General features: G+C 39.3%; 30 protein-coding genes and 1 pseudogene. 16 read left to right on the forward strand and 15 right to left on the reverse strand.

Going from position 1 to position 25952, the window contains the following annotated elements:
• Positions 1-11: 11 nt before the first annotated feature.
• Positions 12-113, reverse strand: a pseudogene (locus C9J12_RS31080) (ATP-binding protein); the annotation flags it as partial.
• Between the two features lie 64 nt (positions 114-177).
• Between C9J12_RS31080 and C9J12_RS11765 the strand changes: the two are divergent.
• Together C9J12_RS11765 and C9J12_RS11775 are read left to right on the forward strand one after the other, a co-directional pair.
• Positions 178-285, forward strand: coding sequence for a hypothetical protein (locus tag C9J12_RS11765; RefSeq protein ID WP_407675678.1), 108 nt, complete (start codon positions 178-180; stop codon positions 283-285).
• Between the two features lie 276 nt (positions 286-561).
• Positions 562-771, forward strand: coding sequence for a hypothetical protein (locus tag C9J12_RS11775; RefSeq protein ID WP_107242891.1), 210 nt, complete (start codon positions 562-564; stop codon positions 769-771).
• 291 nt (positions 772-1062) lie between these two features.
• Here C9J12_RS11775 and C9J12_RS11780 read toward each other — a convergent pair whose 3' ends face one another.
• On the reverse strand, positions 1063-1506 hold the full coding sequence (locus tag C9J12_RS11780) for a hypothetical protein (protein ID WP_107242892.1): 444 nt from the start codon (positions 1504-1506) through the stop codon (positions 1063-1065).
• A 509-nt stretch (positions 1507-2015) separates the two neighbouring features.
• Between C9J12_RS11780 and C9J12_RS31085 the strand changes: the two genes are divergently transcribed.
• Positions 2016-2315 (forward strand): hypothetical protein, encoded by a 300-nt coding sequence (locus C9J12_RS31085; protein ID WP_265416147.1) that lies wholly within the window; start codon positions 2016-2018, stop codon positions 2313-2315.
• 371 nt (positions 2316-2686) lie between these two features.
• Positions 2687-3472: a hypothetical protein gene (locus C9J12_RS11790; protein ID WP_107242894.1), complete on the forward strand. Its 786-nt coding sequence runs from the start codon at positions 2687-2689 to the stop codon at positions 3470-3472.
• Positions 3473-3620: 148 nt separating this feature from the next.
• Here the strand turns inward: C9J12_RS11790 and C9J12_RS11795 are convergent, their stop codons facing one another.
• The 3 genes from C9J12_RS11795 to ltrA form a co-directional block, all read right to left on the reverse strand.
• On the reverse strand, positions 3621-3902 hold the full coding sequence (locus C9J12_RS11795) for a hypothetical protein (RefSeq protein WP_107242895.1): 282 nt from the start codon (positions 3900-3902) through the stop codon (positions 3621-3623).
• Positions 3903-3954: 52 nt separating this feature from the next.
• Entirely contained in the window at positions 3955-4254 is a 300-nt protein-coding gene (locus C9J12_RS11800; RefSeq protein WP_107242896.1) for a helix-turn-helix domain-containing protein, read from the reverse strand.
• A gap of 161 nt (positions 4255-4415) precedes the next feature.
• Complete coding sequence (gene ltrA / locus C9J12_RS11805) at positions 4416-5765, reverse strand: group II intron reverse transcriptase/maturase (protein ID WP_227876337.1); 1350 nt, start codon at positions 5763-5765, stop codon at positions 4416-4418.
• A gap of 616 nt (positions 5766-6381) precedes the next feature.
• Here ltrA and C9J12_RS11810 point away from each other — a divergent pair.
• On the forward strand, positions 6382-6966 hold the full coding sequence (locus C9J12_RS11810; protein ID WP_107242898.1) for a hypothetical protein: 585 nt from the start codon (positions 6382-6384) through the stop codon (positions 6964-6966).
• Between the two features lie 450 nt (positions 6967-7416).
• On the opposite strand, the gene C9J12_RS11820 is transcribed toward C9J12_RS11810, so the two are convergent.
• The gene (locus C9J12_RS11820; protein ID WP_107242899.1) at positions 7417-7707 is read right to left on the reverse strand and encodes a hypothetical protein; all 291 of its coding nucleotides are present in this window, start codon (positions 7705-7707) and stop codon (positions 7417-7419) included.
• Between the two features lie 564 nt (positions 7708-8271).
• Here C9J12_RS11820 and C9J12_RS11825 point away from each other — a divergent pair.
• From C9J12_RS11825 to C9J12_RS11860, 8 genes are all read left to right on the forward strand, one after another.
• Complete coding sequence (locus tag C9J12_RS11825; protein ID WP_107242900.1) at positions 8272-8835, forward strand: outer membrane beta-barrel protein; 564 nt, start codon at positions 8272-8274, stop codon at positions 8833-8835.
• A gap of 320 nt (positions 8836-9155) precedes the next feature.
• Positions 9156-9392, forward strand: a complete 237-nt coding sequence (locus tag C9J12_RS11830) for a hypothetical protein (protein WP_107242901.1) — start codon at positions 9156-9158, stop codon at positions 9390-9392.
• Positions 9393-9618: 226 nt separating this feature from the next.
• Positions 9619-9834: a hypothetical protein gene (locus tag C9J12_RS11835; RefSeq protein ID WP_041394241.1), complete on the forward strand. Its 216-nt coding sequence runs from the start codon at positions 9619-9621 to the stop codon at positions 9832-9834.
• Between the two features lie 284 nt (positions 9835-10118).
• The gene (locus C9J12_RS11840; protein ID WP_107242902.1) at positions 10119-10799 is read left to right on the forward strand and encodes an outer membrane beta-barrel protein; all 681 of its coding nucleotides are present in this window, start codon (positions 10119-10121) and stop codon (positions 10797-10799) included.
• A gap of 164 nt (positions 10800-10963) precedes the next feature.
• A complete protein-coding gene (locus C9J12_RS11845) occupies positions 10964-11308 on the forward strand; it encodes an antibiotic biosynthesis monooxygenase family protein (protein WP_107242903.1) in 345 nt (114 codons plus the stop codon).
• A gap of 44 nt (positions 11309-11352) precedes the next feature.
• On the forward strand, positions 11353-12039 hold the full coding sequence (locus C9J12_RS11850) for a hypothetical protein (RefSeq protein ID WP_107242904.1): 687 nt from the start codon (positions 11353-11355) through the stop codon (positions 12037-12039).
• Between the two features lie 101 nt (positions 12040-12140).
• Positions 12141-12908 carry a winged helix-turn-helix domain-containing protein gene (locus C9J12_RS11855; protein WP_107242905.1) on the forward strand — a complete coding sequence of 256 codons (768 nt, stop codon included), beginning with the start codon at positions 12141-12143 and terminating at the stop codon, positions 12906-12908.
• The gene (locus C9J12_RS11860) at positions 12901-13347 is read left to right on the forward strand and encodes a hypothetical protein (protein ID WP_107242906.1); all 447 of its coding nucleotides are present in this window, start codon (positions 12901-12903) and stop codon (positions 13345-13347) included. Before C9J12_RS11855 ends, C9J12_RS11860 begins: the two co-directional genes overlap by 8 nt.
• A 268-nt stretch (positions 13348-13615) precedes the next feature.
• On the opposite strand, the gene C9J12_RS11865 is transcribed toward C9J12_RS11860, so the two are convergent.
• A complete protein-coding gene (locus C9J12_RS11865) occupies positions 13616-14338 on the reverse strand; it encodes a flagellar brake protein (protein ID WP_107242907.1) in 723 nt (240 codons plus the stop codon).
• A gap of 274 nt (positions 14339-14612) precedes the next feature.
• Between C9J12_RS11865 and C9J12_RS11870 the strand changes: the two genes are divergently transcribed.
• Positions 14613-14858, forward strand: coding sequence for a hypothetical protein (locus C9J12_RS11870; protein ID WP_107242908.1), 246 nt, complete (start codon positions 14613-14615; stop codon positions 14856-14858).
• A 169-nt stretch (positions 14859-15027) separates the two neighbouring features.
• Here C9J12_RS11870 and C9J12_RS11875 read toward each other — a convergent pair whose 3' ends face one another.
• The 3 genes from C9J12_RS11875 to matP all read right to left on the reverse strand — a co-directional run bounded on the left by C9J12_RS11875 (position 15028) and on the right by matP (position 16356).
• Complete coding sequence (locus C9J12_RS11875) at positions 15028-15423, reverse strand: PPC domain-containing DNA-binding protein (protein ID WP_107242909.1); 396 nt, start codon at positions 15421-15423, stop codon at positions 15028-15030.
• Positions 15424-15509: 86 nt separating this feature from the next.
• On the reverse strand, positions 15510-15815 hold the full coding sequence (locus tag C9J12_RS11880; RefSeq protein WP_107242910.1) for a DUF3634 family protein: 306 nt from the start codon (positions 15813-15815) through the stop codon (positions 15510-15512).
• A gap of 94 nt (positions 15816-15909) precedes the next feature.
• Positions 15910-16356, reverse strand: coding sequence for a macrodomain Ter protein MatP (matP, locus tag C9J12_RS11885; RefSeq protein ID WP_107242911.1), 447 nt, complete (start codon positions 16354-16356; stop codon positions 15910-15912).
• Between the two features lie 194 nt (positions 16357-16550).
• Between matP and C9J12_RS11890 the strand changes: the two genes are divergently transcribed.
• Together C9J12_RS11890 and fabA are read left to right on the forward strand one after the other, a co-directional pair.
• Positions 16551-18299 carry an AAA family ATPase gene (locus tag C9J12_RS11890; protein WP_107242912.1) on the forward strand — a complete coding sequence of 583 codons (1749 nt, stop codon included), beginning with the start codon at positions 16551-16553 and terminating at the stop codon, positions 18297-18299.
• 68 nt (positions 18300-18367) lie between these two features.
• A complete protein-coding gene (fabA, locus tag C9J12_RS11895) occupies positions 18368-18883 on the forward strand; it encodes a bifunctional 3-hydroxydecanoyl-ACP dehydratase/trans-2-decenoyl-ACP isomerase (RefSeq protein WP_006231956.1) in 516 nt (171 codons plus the stop codon).
• A gap of 288 nt (positions 18884-19171) precedes the next feature.
• Here the strand turns inward: fabA and rmf are convergent, their stop codons facing one another.
• From rmf to rlmKL, 5 genes are all read right to left on the reverse strand, one after another.
• Entirely contained in the window at positions 19172-19345 is a 174-nt protein-coding gene (rmf, locus tag C9J12_RS11900) for a ribosome modulation factor (RefSeq protein ID WP_107242913.1), read from the reverse strand.
• A gap of 169 nt (positions 19346-19514) precedes the next feature.
• On the reverse strand, positions 19515-21545 hold the full coding sequence (locus C9J12_RS11905) for a DUF3466 family protein (protein ID WP_107242914.1): 2031 nt from the start codon (positions 21543-21545) through the stop codon (positions 19515-19517).
• Positions 21545-23473, reverse strand: coding sequence for an ABC transporter ATP-binding protein (locus C9J12_RS11910; RefSeq protein ID WP_107242915.1), 1929 nt, complete (start codon positions 23471-23473; stop codon positions 21545-21547). The genes C9J12_RS11905 and C9J12_RS11910 overlap by 1 nt, the downstream gene beginning before the upstream one ends.
• The gene (locus C9J12_RS11915) at positions 23460-23783 is read right to left on the reverse strand and encodes a glutaredoxin family protein (protein ID WP_227876338.1); all 324 of its coding nucleotides are present in this window, start codon (positions 23781-23783) and stop codon (positions 23460-23462) included. Before C9J12_RS11915 ends, C9J12_RS11910 begins: the two co-directional genes overlap by 14 nt.
• The gene (gene rlmKL, locus C9J12_RS11920; RefSeq protein ID WP_107242916.1) at positions 23784-25922 is read right to left on the reverse strand and encodes a bifunctional 23S rRNA (guanine(2069)-N(7))-methyltransferase RlmK/23S rRNA (guanine(2445)-N(2))-methyltransferase RlmL; all 2139 of its coding nucleotides are present in this window, start codon (positions 25920-25922) and stop codon (positions 23784-23786) included.
• Positions 25923-25952 lie beyond the last annotated feature (30 nt).

A 25952-nucleotide genomic window follows, 5' to 3' on the forward strand; every position in this document is an offset into this window, starting at 1 on the left:
AGCTATTCAAATGCGGGAATCCCCGTCTTGCACTGGATGTAATGGGCACAATCATCGGCTTTTTGCATCATCACATACGCATATTGGCAGTTATCAATGATCGTTTTTGATACTGATGGTTAGTCTATTATCTTGGGTGGTTTGGTGTCGGATGAATCAAGACAGTCAGAATCAGGTGTGCCGCTATTGAAAGATATACCGTGGATTGGGGGGTTATTTAGAACAACTTCTGATAAGTCGGTGAGTTCTCAGATGTCTGTGTTAATTAAGGTCACGATGATATAAAACCACCGCACAATAAAGTATTTGAAGCAAGTACCCCTAAGACGTTGATCGCTATTGATGGAACTAATGCATTAAAAATTACTGCAGCTATGTGGATTGATTGTGGTGTAAGCAAAAACTTAATTTACGATCTATTCTTTGATAGGTACAAGTCCATTTACTGTCAATTATTTGCGCATACAATGCTTTTACCTGATGTTGACTATTGTGGAAAAGATTTAATCACTGAAACTGTAAAAAAAGTGTATGCGGAAATGTCCTCTTGGAGCGTTTAATATGAATTTAATTAATATAATTGATGCAACAGATGAAGTGTCTCGGTTAATACTGGAGCTAAGAGAGTCAGGTGCTGAATTAGATGAACATCAGTTCCAAACATTTGAAAACTCTTTACAAAACTTAGTTTCATCTGCTACTGGATTAAAACCAAACCTAAGAGATTGTGAGCATTGTAAAGGTAAGGGGTATGTAGATTCGATAACATAAAACAATCAAAATGATGCGTTCCACTCGGCAACTTTGGTACGAAAAATAACAGCCAACACCCTGTTGACTGTTAGAATGAGAGCTATTAATTAACAGCCTCTGCGGCTCTTTGGTAGTTCTTTCAATTGCCTTACTGTTCTGATTATTTGCCCCAATAGCGCAGCCATATAAGAGCACTCCTTGCACCCCAATTTTTCGGCATAGCTCGCTGGTTGAAACCGCTACGAACTCAGCAATCCGCATTAACCGCCCTTCACACTGCCAAGCCGCTTTTGTTCTTAGCTAGATAACTTATTTGTAGAGTATGGAATACATGACATTAGTTGAGTTTGAAATGTTGCTTGATGGTGGGCTTACAGAACCAAAGGCTGTGTTCTCTATAAGTATACGGTAGTCACCAGAATCCAACTTCATCCAACCAGACTCTGTTTGACTTGATGGGATTGGTGAAAACGTAACAAGTGAAACTAACGTTGCATTCGCAAAGTCATTTGTCTGTGTTTCATCTTCCCAGTTTTTGTACTCTTCTTCTGTAATGATAAATGCTTCTGAAGGGACATTATCCAATAAACTAACTTTGACGTTAACTTGTTGATTGCCGTCTACATTGAATTGCGTTGAAAAGTATTCATTCTTCTTGATAAGCACTGAATCTAATTCTTTCACATCGTCATTACTATCGCAGCCTAATAGTGATGTTGATAGAAGTGATAATAATATTAGTCGTTTTAACATAATTCAGATGCCTTTTTTAGACGTATTTCAGTCATTTAAGCATACTCGATATTTTTTGCCACTTGAGCATATATGTAAAAAAACGCATGCAATAAGGTTGCCTTAACCGATTTGGTCTTCAACGACATCAACATTATTTGATGCCCAGACAACGCCAGCAGCGACAAGCAGTGCAATCACAGCTGTGACTGCATACCCTTTAACCGCCTACTCTGTGATTTCCTTACCCAATATCAACTTGATGATTGTTACGGGGTCACCTTCTCAATTAACGCAAGTTGATAACCTGATTACGCGTGTTGATTGATGCGGTTGTGATGGATACACGCCTTGGTAACGGCGATTACAAAAAACCAGAATACCAAGCCGTATCTGTTAGTGATGGATAGAAAAAAAGGTTCTATTAATGTCGGTCAGAACGTGCCCTTCTTAGTCTCCACTGAAACCTCAAACAATGGTTCGCTAGTGCAAAAATCGAGCGACAAAATGTGGGGCTGGGTTTGAGTGTTGTGCCTCATATCGTGAATAATTCCATGGTTCTCACGATCAACCAAACATCATCGAGCGTGTCTGATAGTGATGTTGCCTCCGATATTATTACCAACAATCGAGAAATCAATACGGTGGTTCAAGTGCTGGATGGTCAGTCCATTATCTTGGGTGGCTTGGTGCCAGATGAGTCGAGACAATCAGAATCAGGTGTGCCGCTATTGAAAGATATACCGTGGATTGGGGGTTTATTTAGAACAACTTCTGATAAATCGGTGAGCTCTCAAATGTCAGTGTTAATCAAGGTCACTGTAATATAAAAAACCATACAATATTGAGTGGTTGACTGCCCCATAGCGCAGCCATATAAGACCACTCTCTATACCCCAATTTTCCGGCATAGCTCGCTGGTCGAAACCGCTACTGACTCAAAAATCCACATAACCGCCCTTCACACTGCCAAACCGCTTTTGCTCTTAGCTAGATCACTAAGGCTATGATTTTGAGCGGTTAACCTTCAAATCATGACGAATCTGAATTGATAACATGATCAATATCATATGCATTGAAATTTTAGATACATTTTGTATTATTTGCCATACATGACAAGCTAAAATAGTTGGTGCTTAGTGTGATTTTTCTCTGCTAGAAAAGCGATTTAATTTTTTCTCGATAAGCTTAGGGGTTGTGTGTGGAAATAGATGCGAAAGTTATTGCTGCTATGATTGCTGTATTTGGTCTTTGTCTTTCAGCACTTTTTGCTAGCTTTGGCTATTATTTACGAGTAAGAATGGAATCAAAAAAAAATGCGAAGCATGTACTATATCTCTTGTTAGAAATAAGGCGTTCTTTATTAACGGAGCTCTTTGATCCTGTAGCTATTTCAAGTCGATATTTAACTTACTTCAGCAAGCTTTTGAGAGATAAAGGTCTTGATTTTGATGAGTCTCAATTACCTGATGAATTTCGATTATTGCTCAGTAATTTTTTTGAGAAGATATTGGGCTCTCTGTGTGTTGATATTGAATCAAGACTTCTTGAACCGTATGAAAAAGCAATATTTGAACTATCAAAAGAAAACCCCATAATCGCTCATAGATTAAGAACTAAAGATCAAATATTACAAACCTTTGACCATTGTAAGAAAGCTATTAAAGATTCAAATAACATATTAATGGTTAAAAGTAATGAGAAACCTTTACAAAATCACATGACTGATAGAGTAAGCAACTTACGATCTTCTGTCTTTAACAAATTTATTGATACTCTAGATAAAGAATTACTCATATTATCTAAAATTTGTGGGGGCAAAGAGTTTAAGTCATGTAAAAAATTAACTGAGAATAAAAGCAGAGAAAAATTGGATAATATTGACTTTAGTGTTTTTGACCGTCAAATATCAGGTTTTCTTGACCCTCTTATGGATAGTTTGAAAAAGAAACCAATAGAAAAAATCACCACCGCTGAAATCGTGTGATGCGAGTAAGTTCCCCGTCTAGTAACACGGGGGAAAAGTTTGGCATACACTAGCAGCCAATACCAAGTTTTCGTTCTTAGTTTGGTTCAGTTATGAGATATACGATCTTAGATCGTTGAATAAAATGTTAGGCTTTAATTTTGCCAAATTAGTGCATTGTAAAGGTTTTAATCAAGCTACTTTTAGCTTTTACCTTGAAGGCTGTATCCGATAAACTAAACGTCTCTTTGATTAATTTACCAAGTTTACGATTAATATAATTCTGACTTGTTAGATTGCAGATATTCGTATAAGTATCTAATAAATCTGAATTGTTTTCTATACAAATGAAAATGTTATCAGTTATGCGTTTTTCACTTTTTGATACATCGGTTGCTGCGATATCGAGCAGTGACGACAATTTACTTTCAATTTCAACTTTGCTTGGCATGATAACTACCTTATTTTGTTAGCAGAAGTGTGATTTTCATCTCTGTTGCGGTTTAGAAAATTAAATTTACTTTGGTTACACCACGGTTTTTAAGCTCTTCTACCAGTTCTTCAATGGTAGCCGTTTCAAGTGAAGAATCAAAAGACGGTATTTCACCTTCTTCACCAAAAAGAGCTTTATTAAGTTTTTGCCAGGTTTGCATTGTCGGAACGGCTTCACCTCGTTCATACCTGCCAGGCATCACATTTGAAATTTCCGCGGATTCTGCTAATTCGGCTAAAGTAAGTTCGGCATTTTTTCTTTCACGTCTTAATTGTCTTGGAAAATTTCCTGAATTAGGTTCAGGTAACATTTTAGCACCTCGGCATGCTGGATGAGTAACCTTTCGAATTAAATATAACTTCTTTAAGTTACTTTATCAAGATTGAAGTAACTTAAAGCCTAATCGGGTAGCCGAGGGTCTTTAACCCTCAGCCCCCACAACACCCTGCATGCGGATCCGCACAGGGCGTTTCACTTAGAATGGTGAAGCCTAATCCATCCATCACGTAGTTCAACCAGACCCTGAGATCTTAGGTAAGCATTGGATAATGCTTGCTGTATTCCCGGTGTCTTTGAACTTCGCCATGGGCCTTTACTGGTAATGTCACACGCAACGGCTGATTGAATCTGAACTCCTCGATTCAACAGACTTTTTACTTTAGTGCGAGGCTTTCGCCACTGTCGCCAATAAGCCATTCTGACTCTGCGCCTGATCCAATGATCGAGCTTGACACAGAATTGATAGCAGTTGGCGATACCAAAGTAATTAACCCAGCCTCGTAGATATTGGCTGATTTTGAAGAGTTGATATTTCATCGATACTCCCCAGTTGCGATTTGTCAGTCGCCTAACTTGCAGCTTAAACTTCTGCAATGTTTTGGCATGCCATTGAATACGGTTTGCCCGGAATGTGAATCCCAGAAATTTGCTTTCAGTGGTTCTGACAACGTGACTTTTGGTTGTGTTCACCGTGAGTTTCAGGCGGTTTTGCAAATAGCGACTGATACTTAGGAGCACGCGTTGGCCCGCACGCTGACTTTTTACAATAATGGTGAAGTCATCGGCGTACCTGGCAAATTTATGTCCTCGTTTCTCAAGTTCTTTGTCGAGCGGATCGAGCATGATGTTCGCCAATAATGGTGACAATGGGCCTCCTTGAGGGACGCCTTCTCGACTCTTCATATAAAGCTGGTTATCGCCTTTTGATTGACAAATGACGCCAGCTCTAAGATATCGACTAATTAACTTAAGTAGACGTTTATCTTTCACTTTGTAGCCAAGGTGAGTCATCAATAGGTCGTGGTTGACTCGGTCAAAGAATTTCGACAAATCAACATCGACTGCATAATGACGTCTTTGCTTAATGATGCTTTGAACCTGCCTGACGGCTTGCTGCCCGTTTCGCCCCGGACGAAATCCGTAACTGTTGTTCGAAAAACCGGGGTCAAAGATGGGTGTCAGTACCTGAGCGATGGCTTGTTGGATCACCCGGTCAATGACGGTTGGGATACCCAGTTGGCGTTTACCTCCATCGGGTTTATCTATCTCAACACGCCTGACGGGTGAGGGTTGATACTGCTCTGCTCGCAGATCGGTTTCAACTCTGTCCCATTGGCCTGATTTAACCCAGTCGGGGAATTCGCTGATAGTCATGCTATCGACGCCAGCAGCCCCTTTATTGGCTCGAACACGTTTCCATGCGGCTTGTAAATTATCTCGCTGCAAGATTTGTTCGAATAGATTTTGGTTAAAGGCTGGCTTCATGTCAGCATGCTGAATCGCGTCACTACCGGTCGGCATTCGTGTTTTCAAATGTGGCAAGGCTCCTCCTTTTTCTAACTGTTCAGGCCTTCACCGTGTCCCAACCATTACGATGGGCATTTGGCTACTATGCCGTCTGCTGACTTCTGCTTAATCACTTAACGAGTTACCTCGTAAAGCGCTATCGTTGTTCATCGGCTTCGCTCGCGTAAGTTGATGACGCTTACACGCCAGGCCTGTTGAACCAGAGGCCAAGCTGGTTAGATTAACGATCGCATGTTAAGCAGATCTCCCCAGATAAGGACATGGACTTTCACTGCGCAACTGCATCATTTACGGTGGTCATTAAATCACTTGGCTTCGTCGTCTTGTGCCAACTCGCCTCTGACCTACGCCTCATATGATGTTCTTGTTCATCAGCTCGCGGCTTCCTTCAGACCATTCCTCGCGGAAAAGCCCTTGCCATTTGCTAGTAGTTAACATTTAATATCAACGAGTTGAATATTAAATGTTGATTTTCCTACAGAGGACTTTCACCTCATTAGTTCATGCCCATGCTGGGCGTACACAAGAACATCAAACGGAAAATTACAGTTGGCTGTTTTTCGTTCCTCAAACATTATAGCCAACTTTAATTTTCCGCTTATGTAAGCGTTATATTTTTTTAGGAGTATTAATGGAATTACCAGCAACAGTTTTTGTCGCTATTGGCGCGATTTTGGCCGCTCTTATTAGTGGTTTATTTACCTTTACTAATATTCTGATCTCTAAAGAGCAGAAAACATCTGAGTTTCGACAAGATTGGATAAATGAGGTAAGAGGAGAGGTTTCGAAATTTACTTATTCAGTCGGAAGCTTTACCTCACATCTAGTATCGAGAAAAGGTAATCTTGATGATGTTACAAAGTTTATTGATGATAACTTAGAACTAATGAATGAACTCTCAAGAAGTTATAACTCAATTAGATTGCACCTCAATAAAGAGGACGACAAAAAAATTGTAGATGTTCTAGATGATCTTTATAGCTTTGCTGCAAGAGGTACGATTGATTACACTGTTGCAGATATTACGAAAAAAGAAAATGAGTTAATTTCGTTAACTCAAGACATGCTTAAAGCTGAGTGGGTAAGAGTAAAGTCTGGCGAAAAAATGTTTCAAGCTACAAAATGGTTAGGTTTGTTTCTATTTTTGAGTCCAATAGCTTTTGTCGCTATTAATTATAATGCAATAGTAGTGTACCTGTCGTCGATAAAAATATAACTAAGCAATCAAGGTGTTGCATTACACTCGGCGGTTTTGATACAGGAACTAACAGCCAACACTCTGCTGACTGTTAGATGATTGATAGCTACTGATTAACTGCCTCTGCGGTTCTTCGGTAGCTCTTTCAATTGCCTTGCTGTTCTTATTATCTTAGACATGTATTCCCTATCACCTTCAGCTCCGATTTCAATCAAAGCAATTCCCGTCCAGAATAAAGGTGTCATTAAGCGCCTACATTCTGGGGCCAATGAGATGTTGCTGACCATGACTGATGATGAATTACTGTGGATAAAACTGATCTAAGATATTTGCGATAAACGCATCACTGGCGTTGGTTCAACATGGGATATAGACTCGGCGGGTAATAGAAAAGAAAATATATTGGTAACTTCCCTACCCTTTATTTAGAACAAAGCCCGCTATTGCGGGCTTGGTATATTATTAACATTATAGTTGAGCGTAGATTCGTCTGAGGTGGCTATCACCACGTTTGTAATCAGGTGGGTCGACTAAAAAGGTATCTGTTGTAATCTCAAGTTCTTCTATATCTGAAATGCTACACAAATCCCATTCATGTCCTGGAGTAACATGCTCACTTTGTGTTTGATAACATCTAAGAACTAAACTTCCCTTTGAAGATTCACCGACAGCTGCTGGTTGGGCAACACGGGGGGAACCACTGTATGTGAATTTGATTTCTTGTCTATTTTCAATTGCTGAGATCAGAGTATCAATCATGCAACGCTCCTTTAAATACAGTCAGTCACTCAACTTAAGTTACACTCAACACCACGATATTCAATAAGTTTTTACTCATTTTGCTGCTTATGTCCATCCATTCCCCATTTCAACTTCATACCCTGCTAACATCTTTTTAAACTCACTCAATACCGATTCATGCGCTTTCACTGAGCGAGAACAGTTGAACCCCATTAATTGAATGCAATTCCAACTAACTTTCTATATTCGTCTTTTTTTGTGATTTTCATTGGAGTAACCATTGAAAAAATACAAGTGAAATGTCGCCACCAATAAACAACAAGTCTCGTAAATAATGATAAGAATGGATAAGTTATGTTTCACTTTATTACATTCTGAAACATTCACTTTTTGTTTTTTTATATTTATTTTTAACGCTTAATTTATTAATTGTGAAACTAACTTAATAAACTATTTTTCTCTTTAATCATGGTTACTTTCTGATATTGTACACCGTATTAAATAAAGGTGATAAGCATAAGCTATTGAAAAATAAGCTCATAGTTACCACTAACAATCAAAGAAAATAAAAAGGTTTTATTAATGAAAAACTATATCGCTGCAATTGCTATTATTTCCTCTGTATCAACCTCTGCTATCGCTAATGAATCATTGAGTTTTGATGAGATGAATATTCGTTCTTCTATCGGTTACACAACAATGGATTATAGCAATACAGATAACAAAGGTTTTAATTTATCAGTAGGTACTGATATCAATGAATATGTTGGAACATCTTTACGCTTTGCATATTCAAATGGTAATAAGAATCTACCTTCAGGTGATGGTGAAACAACATTTAAAACTGAAACGACAACATACCAACTTGGCTTAATGGCTGAACTTGGTAAAACATTCGAGTTTGGTGACAACCAAAAAATCAAACCCTACATTCCTGTTGGTGTGTTAGTACATCGTGATTTTAGCCAATTTGCAGAACATAATCACAATAGCACTGATGTACTTCTTACTACGGGTGTAGGTGTTATGTATGAACCGGTAGACCGTTTCTTTGTTAGCGCTGAAGCATTGGTGTGGAGCAATAACACACACAACGATAGCAACGGTATTGATCAGGTTAACTTCAACGTAGGTTACCGTTTCTGATACTCAGATAGCGAAATAAAGCTGGCCAATTTCGGCCAGCTTTATGCCAAAAATATTATTGAAAAGATCATCTACGAGCTTGAAATACAAAAAAGTGTTAGCGGTAAACAGGCTTACTGACAGTTATCAATGATCGTCTTTGATACTTCTTGCCCACGCTTCAGCATGCTGAAGGTATGAGATTTCGATTCAATTTAAAATGTAATGATTATTTATCTACGCTTAAATACATACTGTCTCTCTATTTATTCTATGCCATCGTCTATTCATTCATTAATGCCTGATACGCTAATTATATTCGCAAAAAAAGACAGATCATTATGAAATGGATTTTACTCGCAGCGTTATTATTTTGTTTCCCTTTAAATGCTAAAACTGTAGATCAATATATTAAGCAGTACAAAAATCTACCGTGTTCAGGGCTAGTAACAAAAATGAAAGATATAGATAAAAAATATTCGATGGGCAATAAAAAGAAGAAAAAAGAATATCGAAAGCAGAAGAAAGCGTTAAAAAAACTGTATTCTGACTATAATTGTGCCACCAAAGATTATTGATGAGTGATTGCGATGTAACAAATTAAAGCAGGAAATACCGCCAAATTAAGTGACACCGTAACCTTTAGGGTTTGATGGGAATCTTTAGCGTGAGTTGAATCACTTCCCTACAGAACAACTAGTGACGCTCATCTAACTATTTGTATTCTTACCTATCACCTATAATTGTATAGGAGTAGTGTGGTTATTCAAGAATCCGATTGAACATTAATTGTCAGAGGTGATTATGAGTTTGTTTTATGTTGATAAGAAAGCACAAGATAATGGCGATCATGAAGTTCATACGGCAACATGTACTCACAGCCCTGGTGTAAAAAACTGTGATCCGCTTGGCTACCATACTGCATGCAGCACTGCAGTGAATGCCGCGAAAGAAATCTATCCACAATCTAATGGCTGCTATTACTGTTCATATTCAAGTTACACTTCTGAAGATAAGTAAGAACAGATGAAGGGCAATTAACACTGATAATTGCCCTTTTTTACCAACAATCTGTATACATTTAACCCCCATTTAAATTCTTATACCCTCATAACAAGCAGTGACGGCGTCACCTATTGCTTGTTACTTTTGTTTTAATGAAATGAAACGTAACAATGTAAGCCATTGTTTATAGATAGATTTAATATTTTTAGTTACTCTTTAATATGAATTAATGCTTCGTGATGTATCGTAAATAAACACTTTAATTTATGGTTCGCTGCCTAATAATTAGGAGTTGAACCATGCTTGCATTAAATGTTAAAAACTATACACCACTACTTGCTGTTATTCTTGCAGCAACCTCTTTCAACACTAGTGCGAATTCTGATTATGATTTTATATCTGGCGGGTTCCAGCTATCATCTTTTGATGAATATATTCCTACAGCCTTAGGTAAAAGTTACGACTACACGACTGGGTATTACTTGCGTGGCAGTTGGAATTTTTATAATAATTTCTTTGCTGAAGTTCGTCATGACTCAACATCTAAAGACAGCTTGTCGATAACACAGACTACTGCTGGATTAGGCTATTTTCATTCTTTCACCGACAGTTTTTCATTATATGGGCTTGTCGGCGTTGATGAAATTGATGTTCAATTCGACGTTAATAAATTTGTGCATCAAGCTGATATTAGTATCTCAAGCATGAATGGTTATGTTGGAGCAAAAGACAATGCACTAACAGTGGAACTTGGTGCAAAATTCAATGTTCTAGATGCTTGGCAAATTGAACCAGCAATCAGAATTGCTGATTATGACGAAAAAATGTATGAGTTACGATTAGCAAATACTATTCGTATTACGAAAAATATAGGTCTAGAGGCAAACTTTGCTCACCGAGCATTAGGCGCGAATACATTTGGTCAAGAGCTTAATATAAGAGAGATGAATTACCAAGTGGGTATACGTTACACGTTCTGATATTAAAAACTGTTGAAAAGGTGATCTTAGTATTGCCTTCTCATTTCGTTATTCTTAATTCACATGAATTAAATGATTCAAGGCTTCTTATAAACGCTGACTCTGGTAGATTTCTTCTTGGCTCATCCTCTAATTAAATAAACGAGCCGATAAGGAAGAAATAAATGAAAATACAATTATTAAGCCTATCACTACTCTGCTCTTCACCTGTTCTAGCCCAAGATATTACTTTAATTAACCCTTTTGAAGTACCAGCGGTGCATGAAAAGGCAACCATTGAGCATTGGGAGAAAGCCCGTGATTTTCTTGAAACTCAACCTGGGTATGTTTCAACTCAACTGCATAAATCATTACAGCCTAATAGTACTTTCTTCTTGATCAATATTGCTAAATGGGAATCTACAGAAGATTTTCAAGGTGCTATATCAAACATGCAAAAAGTAATTCCAGCACTAGAACTTGATGGTGTGAAAAATTATCCCGCCTTGTATGAAGTCATTCGTAATTAAACATCTCACGATTGCTGAATCATAATGTTAAAGAAGGATATACGATGAAAGCTAAAACGATAATAAGATTAATTGCAGCCCCTTTATTACTACTTAACGCTATGTCTGCCAATAGTGCAGCCTACGGTGTGAGTACCGAGTGGAAAACAGAAGATCCTCAGCAGATATTTGAGACGATGACTGCGCAAAAAAGTGCTTTTTCTCAACTAATAGATGCCGGTATTATTCACGATGTATTTGTTCGTAAAAGTGTTGTCGGTGATAAAGAGTTCCCTATGATTCGTTTCGTTATTGAAGCTGATAATGAAGAGTCGGTAAAGAGTATAATTAGCCAACTTCCCTTTTCTAAAAAAGACTTAGTCACAATTGTCGATGCTAGAGATCTTGGGAACAAGTGGCTAAATACAGAACTGGTTCAAGAAAACTATGCAATTGAATTAGAGTGGACAGATGCACATTCTCCCTATGTTGTTGACCAAATTTTAGGTAAAGATTTACAGCAAGTTGTTGACTGGAATACCAGTGGTAAAGTGACATCTTCCTATCTGAATGTTCAAAAAATAGAAGATAAAAATTCTGCCAACAGTGAAAAGTTAAGACCTATTTATTCTATTGCGGTATTAGCGAAAGATGAGAAAGCAGCAAAAGAGATGGCCATGAATCTTGAAGCTGTAAAATCTGGTTTAGCAACTGTAAAGGTAATGCACCTAGGGTTCAAAATGAACTTATAACGCTTTATTGATTGTTCTAATACCAATAAGGTAAAATATCGCTGCTTTCAGGTTTGTTCATTCAAACCTGTTTTTTTATACCTGTCGATGAGTTAAAAACAATGTTCAATGAACAACCTTTGGCCTCACATTCTACAATCGGTAATTATTATATTGATACTTTGACTCAAACTGTTACTCGTACAACCGATCAACAATCGATTAAATTATCAAAGTCTGAAGTGCTTATTGTTGCATTATTAGCTTCTAATCATGGTGTTACGATTTGTAGAGAGCATTTACTTAAGTGTTGTTGGCCAGGGAAAGTCGTTACGCATAGCTCTTTAACTGTTGCGATTAAAAATATACGTAATGCATTTGCGATAATCGGTGATGATAATATTATCGTTACCGAACCTAAAAAAGGTTACTCAATACGTCTACAAGAAAATGATGTGCCATTACATGCACCTAAATTACCCTCAAATGGTATCGACCCTTTACCAGAAGCAACATCATTACCACAGAACATTGAACAAACAGCCCACTTTACAGAGCATGAAAAGATAAACGTAAAATCAACGACTCTTCTTTTTGTTAAAAACCATTTTGTTTCCGTTGTTTTTTTTCTACTCACGTTAGTTGTTTTCAGTAAGTATTTTTTGTTTGTCGAGCATACCAGCGTGAATGGGATAAGTACTTTATACGACGGTGTAGATATTCCCGAGCGCATATCGTTATCTGTTAATAGTATTCCCAGCGATATGTCAGAGTTGATAGTGTATCCACTTGGTGGCCTTTGCTCATCTTTTCAAATTATCGGTTTCAATGATATGAGTATTGTAGATTTTACAGCAAAGATAGATCAAGGTGATTGCAACAATGAATAAGTTAGCTGGAAAAATAATAACGGGAATTGTACTTGCCCTATTGTTCATTGTTTTGTTCGGTTTAGCATCAGCCTTATTAACTAAGAGTTCATACCATTTTTCTAGTCAATATGATGGCTATGGAAAAGAAACGCTTAAGATTACTTATAATCGCGGGCGTATGAAGATGCAATTTATCGGTAAAGACACTAAAGACGCTATAATTATATCGAAGCAGTTTTTTGGTTTTTTCCTACGTTTTGGTTCACACTACTATTTATATGCAACGGAACAAGACGGTGCAGAAAAACATCAAAGTTTTACAGTCCGTAGTTTCTATATAAATAATGTGAATAAGAGCGATGCTTTTTTGATTTCAGATCAAAGGGGTGTTTTTGTCGCTAAAAATGGCAAACTAATTCATTTAAATAGTGTTCTTATTGGTACAAGTGGCTCATAAATTAATTGTTACAGCGTCACACGCTGTAACAAACCTCTTCTTTTCCCGAGTTATTGATAAATCTTTGGTGCTATATAACGAAGCTGTTTAAATTACTTAAGAATGTGAAGTTATAGTGCGTTAGGGGCCCAAACAGTAACGGCATAAATGACGATTAGCGTGACGGCGTAACTTGTAATGCCAGTGTTGAATGACTCTATTTAATTGAATAGTTAATACAGTAATACAACAATCACATGTTATTGGATAGATCGTAGGCAGACAACTATTAAGCTTTAAATGACAACCGAGAGCCATCAAAAATTAGCTGTGCTAATAACTGTTTAGTTATATCTTGCCCGTCGTTATCAAATAGAACACCACAATTATTTAACCCACTCATTTTTTGCGCACTACGTACGACACCGGTAAGGCGGTAATTTTGTTCTGTTACTGGGTGTTTCACAACAATGGTTATTTTATTATCGGTATCAAATGAAGGACCATTCGCACCGTAAACGAAGCAGCACCCTTTTGATGAAAGATCTTTAAATTCCACCAGCAAAAGGCGATTGGAAATTGAGACATGACCTTGTAATTTCACTTCATAACGCGCCTCGCTACGAAGCTGTGTTAACCCTATAATTTGTGGAATTCTGAGCGTGATCATTCGCTCGGGTTTTTGAATAATATTATCCATTTGAGTTTTGAATCGGACTATCGCCCCTTCGCCACGGTCGGAAATTGCCTTAATCGATACCCAGTACCCTTCACAAAAATAATCATCTAAATCATGTGGGCTGACTTCTGGTAAAGCCAAAATAAAATAATCGGTACCATTAGAGCCAATGAATGTCGTTTCGCATTGAAACAAGCGTCCTAGCGGGGTTTTAATACTAATCGTAATACTACTACCATGGTTAATCATACATATACCGCGTATACCAGGCACTGATTCTTCACTACGTTTAGCTAAAAGCCGTTCTCTTAGCGCATTTCCATTTACATTCAAAAGACAACCCTACCGCTTTCGACTATTAATAATAATCATTATATTTATAATCTATCAGAGTGTAGTGATGTGGCTTTAATTATCAAGCAGATCGTTACAATACAAGGGAAAAAGCATTGATTATTTGTATCTATGTAGGAATTTTAAAACACATTCATTTTAAATAATGCAATCAAAAACCAGTATGACCCATTATTCCCGCCAGGAGAAATGCAATCATTCTAGGTAATAGACATAATAATAAGGTAAAATGCTCCCTTAACAAGGAGTATTAATGGCTATTACGATTCGAGATCTCGATCAGCATTATTATATGATCGAAGATTTAAAAAAATTAACTAAAAGTAACGTTACAACAAAAGCGCTTATACAAGGCGGTTACCTTGCCGTTGATCTTGGTAAGCAGCTTGAAGCTGAAATGGAATCACGGATAAAAGCAGAAGATGAATTGAAACAATTAAAAGAGAAATTAGCCAACTATATTGAAAGCCAGCGAGCGCTTTTAGGCGCAATTAACTAACCCTTTTTCCTTTTTATATTTCACACGGGTGTTATACCAATCTAGACAAGTATCTGACCATTTACTTATCCAGAATGGCATTACTATTTGGGTTTCTACTTTGTATAAATAAGTTTAATCAAAGCATAGAAACCCATTTTTAGGTGGTTCAGTCTCTATACCAATTCCATTAATTATCAACCACCAGCTCATCAAAACCCGTTGCTGCATCGTATTCACGAGAAAAGTGTTGCTCAGTAAAACTCAATAAACAGATCTCAGCAGTGTAAGACACTAGATTCCCATCCATTAAATGACCACCAAATACCCTGCCTTCTTTATCTGCAACAGAAATATGAAGGTGAACATGATCAGCCGTTAATGTGCCAGAAAGTGTCAGAATTTCTAAAGGCCCATCAAGCGTTAATGATTTAGACTCATCAGCAAGGCGTATACGCGCTGTTGTTAAACATCCCGCACAAGATAATAGTGAGCCTGCTTTAATGCTATTCGCCTTCACATAGGCTAAAACAGAGGCTTTTAAATCGTCCCCTTGAGTTAATCGAAAGGCATGAGGTTGAATCATAAGATAAGCATTTCCATATTAAGCGGATACAAAAACGGCCTCATTAGAAGCCGTTGTCAGATAACTACATTTTAAAAAAGTAAAGATTAGGCTCGTCGACCTTGTTTCTTATTCGTACCAGTATGTGGGAACACATTGTGTATACGTTGCTTTACCTTACTTGGCACGGTCTTAGAAAAGGTGAGCTTTGTTGTAAAGCGATTCTTGTAGACTTTAATTTGACCAGAGAACGGCTGCTTATGCGCGATCTCTTTACAACCGATCAAAAAACCATGGGGGATTTCCCCTTTTGAATGCGTCAGTTCACCGTCTTTGAACTTCATCGTCATTACAGGACGGTCTTTAAAAACAAGAAAAATGACGGCAACGGCAAGTATGATGACATATTCCATTCAATGATTCCTTTCTGTATGTTTTATTATAAGCCTATATCAGTTTGAAAATTTTACTGTAACGAATCTAATATTCACTACAAATAGGTCACTCTCAATCTAATAGATCTGATAAATCTTTACGGATGTCTGAAACCGTCTTAGTGACTGTCTCTGTGCGATTGCTCTCACTCAACAAGTATTCAATCGTATCTGATAACGTAGAACCCAGTTCTTGTGACTTCTCTGCTAACTTCTCCCATACACGATAGTCAAGATCGATCGATTTCTTACGCGTATGTACCTGCTCCGCATTGAAATGACGCTTGCGTTTTGCTCGAATAGCTTGTTTCAGCTTATTTTCAAGCTCAGGAGACATATGCTTATCAATCCACTCAATCACTTTTGTCGGTTCGTGTTCAATGGTAAGTAAAGATTGAATAGCAGCTTCGGCTTCACTCGAATCGATATGACAGGTGATTGCCTCTCCTTCTTTCCATTTTTTGACCAAGTAAGTCCATTTCCAACCGGCTTCGAGGTTTTCAAGTTGCTGATATTTCATAAAAGGGGATAATTCTCAAAAGTCCAAAACAAACAGTGACAGCGTAACTGATTCTAGATGAAAGCTCAATTACATCACGATATTAACTGTTTGTTTTCTCACAAACTCAATATCCTGCATATCTAACTATTATGAGGGCATTGATTCCTTTATACTGCAGTCCTTTTCACAGTAACGAAAGAAAGCACAAGTCTATGCATGAAGAATCCTGGCGTACAATGATCCCAGATTACTCGAAGTACCAAACAATCATGGAAGATTATGAGAATCTTCAACCTGCCCCTGTAGGTACTTTGCAAGACCGTCTTAGTGACGCCGTCCGCCGCTTCACCGCAATTGAACTGCAACCTCGTGTTCTTCGTATTACCGCGCCTGACAACAAAGTCTATCGCGATTACGTGATTGAGCTTCTCGCTAAATATGACGTAGAGAACAAGAAAAAAAAATCACAGCAGGTTGATTCTGAGGAGCAAATCAATAACAAAAATCAGAATGCTGAATCAACTGTTATTATTGCTGGCGAAAATGTGACTGAGCTAAGCCTTTTTGGTGCGGTTTATCCCCCTTCTGAAGATGGAAAAATATCGAAAGCACAAGTTAAGCATGGTCTTGTTCATCAAGCGAATAATGGCTATCTTGTGCTTTCTGTTACGAGTATTTTAAGTAACCCTGCATTGTGGCCGCGATTAAAAAGCGTCTTAATGAATGGTGAGCTAGAATGGCAAGCTGCCTCTCATAAAACACTTTACCCACTACCAGTGCCTGAAAAGCTGAATCTGAAGCTTGTCGTAATGGGCGATCGGTATTTAATGGGTGAATTTGATAATGGTGAACCCGACTTCACGTCCGGTTTTTCAATGTACAGTGAATTTGAGCAAGACTTGATTATTTCAGAGCAAAGTCTTCCTTCCTATCTTGCTTACGTGAAAGCCATTATTAACAAAGCAGGTTTACCTGACCTTGCCGATGCTGATGCTATTAATGTGTTATTAGCAACGGGCGCTCGCCATGCTGAAGATCAAACGCGTGTCCCGCTTTGTCCTATTTGGCACCAGGGGTTAATTTCTGAAGCGGCTATTGATGCTGACGGACAAACGATTACAGCTGAAAATTTAAAGTCTTCTTTAAAGGCGCGTCATTTCCGCGAATCATACTTACCTGAACGTGCTATTGAAGATATTCATCACGGCCAGGTCGTAATTGATTGTAAAGGCGAACAAATTGGCCAAGTGAATGCCTTAACCGTCATTGATGTACAAGGTCATCCTGTTTCTTACGGAGAACCCGCACGTATCTCTTGTGTTGTACACTTTGGTGATGGTGATATCTCCGATGTTGAGCGTAAAGCTGAACTTGGTGGTAATATTCACGCTAAAGGCATGATGATAATGCAGGCATTTGTGAGTGCCGCGCTAAACTTAGATCAAGCGTTACCCTTCTCTGCCTCTATTGTATTTGAACAGTCTTACTGCGAAGTCGATGGAGACAGTGCGTCGTTAGCTGAGCTATGTACACTCGTTTCAGCATTAGCGATGCAGCCAATCAATCAACAAGTTGCCATTACGGGTGCAGTAGACCAATTTGGTCGTGTACAAGCGGTAGGCGGCATTAACGAGAAGATTGAAGGTTTCTATAAGGTTTGTCTTCATCGTGGCTTAACAGGCACTCAAGGTATCATATTACCGAAGACAAACTTAAGTCACTTATGCTTAAATGAAGATGTTCTTGAAGCAATAAAGTCAGGACAATTCCATATTTGGGCTGTTGAAAACGTCGATGAGGCTGTTCCGCTAATTATGGGAAAAGCATTAAGAGGCGAAGAAGACGACAATGATACAATTCTTGCGAGAATTGCAATGCGAATAGATGCTTTCCATCATGGTGATGAACCTAATGATGTCAGCTGGTTATCTATTATTCGCAGCTGGTTTGTCCAGCACTGATCCGAGTTGTTTAGCGTACACGTGTACGCTAAATTGCTCTCATACTTTCTTGGAGCAGTAAGAATCTGATGAAACGCCAACAATCTTTTGAATACGATGAATTAGTAGCATGTGGTAAAGGTGAACTTTATGGTCCAGCTTTCCCTTCTTTACCTTCTGACAATATGCTGATGATCGATCGCGTGATTGAAATTTCAAGCGAAGGTGGCGAGCACGGTAAAGGCTTCATTCATGCGGAACTAGACATTAACCCTGACCTATGGTTTTTCGATTGTCACTTTAAAGGTGACCCTGTAATGCCTGGTTGTCTTGGCTTAGATGCAATGTGGCAGCTAGTTGGCTTCTTCCTTGGCTGGCAAGGTGGCGAAGGCAAAGGTCGTGCTCTTGGTGTAGGTGAAGTTAAATTCACAGGTCAAATTCTACCAACAGCAAAGAAAGTAACGTACGACATTCAGCTTAAGCGTGTTATTAACCGTAAGCTTATCATGGGCGTTGCTGACGGCCGTGTATTGGTAGACGGTAAAGAAATCTACGTTGCTAAAGATTTAAAAGTAGGTCTATTCTCTGACACTACAAACTTCTAAGTCGTCCCTTTTGGGTTCACTTACAAGTACAAAAAAGGCTGCTCTTATGCGGCCTTTTTTCTATCTGCTATTCAGTTAACACCAAACTTAGTTACCCCGTAACTACCAAGCACCTAAGCGAACAACTAAGAGCAGCGCCACCTTTACCCAACACAAATCATCACACTAGAATCAATTTAATCCTTTGATTTTAAAATCATATATAGTGAAACTTAGTAAATATTAGGCAATAAAAAACCCCTTCTCCTATGGGGCTAAATAAGGGTTCTTTCTATGAGGGAGGGATATTTATTTATAGAGACCTGTTTGTATTTCCTCTCTTGCGTCTCGCCAACCACCAAGCCAATTAGTACGGGCGTCCACACCTTGGTACGGACACACTTCATTAGAACGGCCATTCAAGCCAGCTTGATACTCGCGAGCTTGCGCACGTTCTAATCGATCCCGCTTTTGTCTCTTCATAGTTCGTCCTCAACCTTATTTATATTGTTTCACCACAGTTTCGTAATGATGGAGTTTTGGTGACTCCTAATATAAGAATTAGCGATCTTTACTATTTTTTCAACCTTAGAAACAACTAAGGCTCACAAATTGTGAGCCTTAGTGAAAAATAAATAATTATGACAAAAATTTATTTTCTTCTTCTGAAACCAAATAGACCTAGCAGTGTCAAAGCAAACATGCCAAAAGAAGCACCAGAACGCTCTATCGTACCTGAATCTTTCGGTCGCGCTTGAATAGTACCATCTACAATTGGCACAAGTTTAACGGCAACTAGACGCTCATCACCGCTACACTGCGATTCACTCGTTAGGTTGTCATAACCACCAGCACATCTTAGCGCCGTAGCAGAGATAACACCCGCATCATTAATCCCAGTTGCTTGTGCAATACGGAACTGATTCGATATCGCGCTTTTATCACCATTGTCATTAGTTAAAGTATCTAACATCCACGCACCATTGGCACTCAATGGAGAGTTGGCAATTGTAGCACCATCGTTAAACAAGAATGCACGTTGGCGACGTTCACGGCCATCAACTTGGTTAACGGTTTCAGAGTCAACCCAGCCAACAACAACATCATGGTTATTAATTGCTGCCGTATAACCATTACTACCGTCAAAGAAAATCGTCGAATCGATACTTGTATCAAGGAACTTAGTGGTACCTGTTACGTTATCAAACACAAACATTTTCTGTGCATAAGAGCGGTTTTCAGCGCGATAGTTTTTCGCAATACCAATAACTTTGTTGTTGCTATTGATATCTGTACCAGTCGAATAACTGAACTGGCGATCGCCATCATTATTTTCAACTTCCGTGCCCGGAATAAATTTCGTCGACCATTTACCAGTGATTTCAGATGTATCAGGCGTATAAATAGTTGCTCGCAGAACGTAATAGTCATTATCTTGATAAACGGTTGAATAACCAACAGCAACGGGTTTACCTGCTGCTTCACCTTTCTTGACCACTTCAACAGCGCGTGCAGACGCTTGTGCAGAGCGATCTTCATTATCAGGATCTTCTGGATTCAGTGACGTTTTCGCAATGAACTGGCCGTTCTGAGGTACTGATGATGTTGAACTCGAGTCAAGCGACCACAGCATGGCATCGTTAGCAAAAACAGAGAACTGACACTCATAAGTATCAAACAAAGTCTTTGATGTAGCTGAGTACTCAGATGCACATTTCGAGAGTGTACTTGAAGAAACACCAACACCAATGTCAACGTCATCAGTATCTGGTAGTTTGTCGCTGTCATCCAAATTACTTGGGGCAAATGAACCACTACCGACAATAAGTAATTGTCCTGAATTCGCTGGATATTCAACCGCATCCCAAGCTACTGTTTGACCCATCTTAGTCACAAGCGCTTTTTCAGTTGCAGAACCTGTTGTTGCAATAGCTGGCAGTAACTCAACGTTAGCTGCAGGAGCTTTTACAAAACCGCGCTTATCGAACTGACGAACATATTTACCCGCGCTGTTTGCAAAGAATGACGAGCTCGCATTACCGAATGGAATATCGTCAACAATACCATTTACAACAGCATTTGAGCTGTTCACTACTTGTGCACCAAGACCAGCATCAGCGATAGGCGTTTGACTTGTAGCAAACGTATCAATAATAGAACCGTCAACTAATGGATACGCATTCGCTGAATAGCTACGAGACCAAGCAGCTTGTTCACGCTGAAGACCACCAAACCCCGTACGATCTTTAATATCATCACGGTTAAAGCCCTTACCATAATACTGTGTTTCAGCCCATACATCGCAGGTATTAAAGCCCAAGTTATCAATACAGTAGCGATAGATTCCATTATAATCGATCGCATGTTGATAGTTATCAGTTAAATATGGAATTTCATCACGGTAACTTACACCATCTGTACCTAATCGACTTTCACCAAAAACAGTATAATTTGATGAATTACACGTTCCAGAAGGATCGAAACAATTATCACTACTGGAGGATTGCGTTATACCTTGACCATAAATTTCAAAAGTATCAGCAGTGTTCATGCCATAGTAGTCTTGTGAGCCGACAGCACTATCAGCAGGCACCTCTACCACTTTATACACAGCAGCATTGGCACTAGTAGCACTGGCGATAAGCATCGCCAGTGTAGAAAGCTTTAACATCTTATGTTGCATTAGGATTCCTTTTGCATTGCCTCTAATTCTTCCCAGCGCTCAAATGCTACTTCAAACCTTTGCTCTGCTTCTGCAAGGCGAGCCAATGTCGCTTCAGTATCATTCTTTACGTCTTGGAAGAATGCAGGATCATTAACGTGTTCCTGCAGTTGTGCAATTTCATTTTCCAATTCTTCAATTATAAGCGGTAGACCTTCTAGCTCTTTTTGAAACTTATAAGAAAGCTTCTTTTTTGGCGTAGAACGAGTAGCCTCTCGCGGCTTATTATTTTCTTGCTTTTTCTTCGCCTGCTCATATTCAGCAGCCTGATTTTTCGCAATATTTGTTAGAGAGTTAGCACGCTGCTCTTGAGCATCATGATAACCGCCTACGTATTCGTCGATAACCCCATTGCCTTCAAAAATCCAGCTTGTCATCACAGTATTATCAACAAACTGACGATCGTGGCTTACTAAAAGTAAAGTACCCTGATAGTTGGCAAGTATTTCTTCTAAAAGTTCCAATGTTTCGATATCTAGATCGTTTGTTGGTTCATCGAGAATCAATAAGTTATTTGGTTTTAAGAATAATTTAGCCAGTAATAGACGGTTTTTCTCACCACCAGAAAGTGCTTTAACAGGGGTGCGTGCACGACGTGGATGGAATAAGAAGTCTTGTAAATAGCCTAATGCATGGCGTGTTACACCATTAACGGTCACTTCTTGCTTACCATCTGCAAGGTTATCCATTACGGTTTTTTCAGGGTCTAATATTTCACGGTATTGGTCAAAGTATGCGGCATCAATCTTAGTACCACAGTGGAACTTACCCGATGTTGGAGTGAGTTTCTCTAGCATTACTTTTAGCAATGTACTCTTACCACAACCATTTGGTCCGATAAGTGCGATACGGTCACCACGCATAACAGTGAAGCTAAAGTCTTTGATGAGTGGAGTATCACCATAGCTGTATGAGATATTCTCAGCTTCAAATACAATCTTACCAGAGCGGTTCGCTTCTTGAAGTTTCATGTCGGCTTTACCAACCACTTCACGGCGTTCACTGCGCTCATTACGTAATGCTTTTAATGCACGAACACGCCCTTCGTTACGAGTACGTCGAGCCTTAACGCCTTGACGAATCCATACTTCTTCTTGTGCTAGCTTTTTATCAAATTCTGCGTTTTGTTCCGCTTCTACTCGTAGCATCTCTTCTTTACTTTCAAGATACAGTTCATAGTCACCAGGGAAAGAAACAAGTTTGCCGCGATCTAAATCAAGAATACGTGTCGCCATCGAACGAATGAAAGCACGGTCGTGAGAGATAAAGATGATTGAACCACGGAAGTTCTTAAGGAAACCTTCAAGCCATTCGATAGTTGCAACATCTAAGTGGTTGGTTGGCTCATCAAGAAGCAAGATATCAGGGTTACATACCAATGCACGTGCCAGCGCAGCTTTACGTTGCCAACCACCCGATAGATCGCTAAGCATTGTATGCGGATCAAGGTGCAAGCTTTCTAATACAGTCGCTATTTGGCTATCAAACTGCCAAGCATTCGCATGGTCAATTTTTTCTTGCGCTTTCATCAACTTGTTAAGGTTTGATTCACTTGGGTCAACACCGATTAAATCCAATAAGTGGTGATATTCTTTTAGTACCTTACCCACTTCAGCCAAACCTTCAGCAACATAATCAAATACATTGCCTTGTGCATTACGCGGTGGATCTTGTTCTAGGCGAGAGATTGTAAGCTCTGTCTGACGCTGAATACTGCCATCATCAAGCAATACATCGCCTGTAACCACTTTCATGAACGTTGATTTGCCTGCGCCATTACGGCCCACTAAACATACACGTTCATTTGGTTGAAGAACGAACTCCGCCTTATCAAGCAAAGCGTGATCACCATACGCAAGTTGCGCGTTACTAATATTAATTAAAGCCATTGTTTTTTAACCATGCTGCAAGGTCGGCACTATCAAACGGCCAACCAAGTTCAGAAATTGAATGTGTAGATTCATCAGAAACGCTGTCTGCTATTACAGGATATGCTGTTACAGAACAAGCCTCTGAAGACGTTGATGTTACGGGTTGTGTGGAGACAACTGGTATTGTTACGCCGTAACGTGAAAAGAGCACGTCATCAAAGGCAATATCTATTACCTGAACGTGCTCTTGTACCCCTGCCTCTACGAGCAAGCTATAAGCTTGCTCGCAAAGATGGCATCCTTCCGTGCTATAAAGGGTTATCAGCACTTAATCTTCCCTGTGAGTGATAATCCAACAGTTATGAATATGCTTATTCTTTGCAAAATCCATTGGCAGCGTTTTATCAGAAATGTTCTTAGCATCCAAACCAAGTTCATTCAATTTTTCTAAATCCATTTTGAACTGACGCTTATTGTTTGAGAAAACAATTTTGCCATCAGTACGTAGCATGCGCTTCAAGTTTTCCATTAGCATGATGTGATCACGCTGAATATCAAACGTCTGCTTCATACGCTTAGAGTTAGAGAATGTTGGCGGATCAATAAAGATAAGGTCAAACGTGTCATCAACTTCTTGAAGCCATTGCAAGCAATCTGCTTGAATAAACTCATGTTGATCTCCAACTTGGTTGTTAAGCTCCATGTTTTCTTGAGCCCAACCAAGGTATGTGTTTGACATATCGATAGTTGTAGTCGATTTAGCACCACCGCAAGCAGCATGTACAGAGGCTGAACCGGTGTAAGCAAATAGGTTAAGGAAATCTTTCCCTTTCGCCATGTCACCTAACATTTTACGCGTTATACGGTGATCTAAGAACAAACCTGTATCAAGGTAATCGTAAAGATTAACCTTAAGGTCTACGCCATATTCGTTAACGATAATGTGACGCTCTGCATTTGAAAGCTTCTGGTACTGATTTTTACCCTTCTGGCGCTCACGCACTTTTAGAATAACTTTATCAGTTTGAACTCCAGTAACTTCAATTGTTGCACGTAACACGTCCATAATACGACGACGAGCAATCTCTTCAGGTACGGTTTTAGGTGCGGCGTACTCTTGAATGATCAGGTAGTCATTATATTTATCGATAGCTGCATTGTAATTTGGCAAATCAGCGTCATAAATGCGGTAGCAGTCAATACCTTCTTTCTTTGCCCATTTATTCAGCTTAGTAATGTTCTTTTTAAGACGGTTAGCAAAATCAGGTGCTACGTTTTCTTGTTCAACGTGACCTTCAGCTTCACCTTCTTCTTTCTTAACGCTACCGGCTGTAATCAAATACGTTTTAAGTACACAATCTAGTGCACCGTTTGGTAGTTTGAATTGCTTATCAGCACGCATACGTAAGCAGCTAAGTAATTCGTTAGAACCAGAATAGATAGACGCAGATGAACCCGCAAACGCCAGTTTAAGACGATTACCAAGTTCTGTGTATAAGTTGATTAATTCAGGTGTTGTACCTAAACGCTCACCGTATGGTGGGTTACAGATAACAATACCGGCATCAAAACCTTCAGGTGCTTTCAGCTCTGTCGCATCGCCCTGTTGGAAGTTAATGAGTTCTTTAACGCCAGCACGACCAGCGTTATCACGCGCAATGGCTAATACACGGTGCTCTAATTCAAAACCAAAGAACTTAGTTTGAACTTTTGCAGGGCCACGGCGTGCTTTAACAGACGCTTCAGCATGAATTTCAAGCCATGCATCTTTATCGAAATCTTTGATTGACTCAAAGCCCCAACGCTTACGTTTAAGACCCGGTGCAATATCTGCCGCCATCATTGCAGCTTCAATCAACAATGTACCTGAACCACACATTGGGTCGAGTAACGGTTGACCTGGCGTCCAGCCACTTTTCAGTACTAATGCAGCAGCGTGCGTTTCACGTAATGGCGCACGACCAGCTTCAGTACGGTAACCACGTTGGTGAAGACCACTACCCGCCATATCAAGACCTAACACACCTTTTTCGCCAGATAGACGCATGTGAATACGTAGATCAGGTTGTTCACGGTCGATATTAGGACGACGAAGGTCTGCTTTCGTAAAACGATCGACGATAGCATCTTTAACTTTCATTGCGCCGTATTGGCTATTACGGATTTCACGGTTTGTACCGTTAAAATCTACGACAATACGTGTAGCGTTGCTGAAATACTCAGTCCAATTGATCGCCGCAGCGCCAAGGTACAGGTCCATGTCGTCACGAACGGTAAATTCGCTAAGAACTTGAATGATACGAGACGATATACGTGTCCATAGGCAACAACGGTAAGCGGTTGACTGATCGGCTTTAAAACGTACACCGGCATGAACAACTTGAATGCTCTGAGCACCAAGTTGTTCTAATTCTTCTGCAAGGAGGTTTTCAAGACCTCGAGATGTGATAGCTAGATATTGATTCATGGAATTCTTTTCGCACTTATGTTGCCGGGA

The sequence above is a fragment of the Photobacterium frigidiphilum genome, assembly GCF_003025615.1.
Lineage (GTDB): Bacteria > Pseudomonadota > Gammaproteobacteria > Enterobacterales > Vibrionaceae > Photobacterium > Photobacterium frigidiphilum.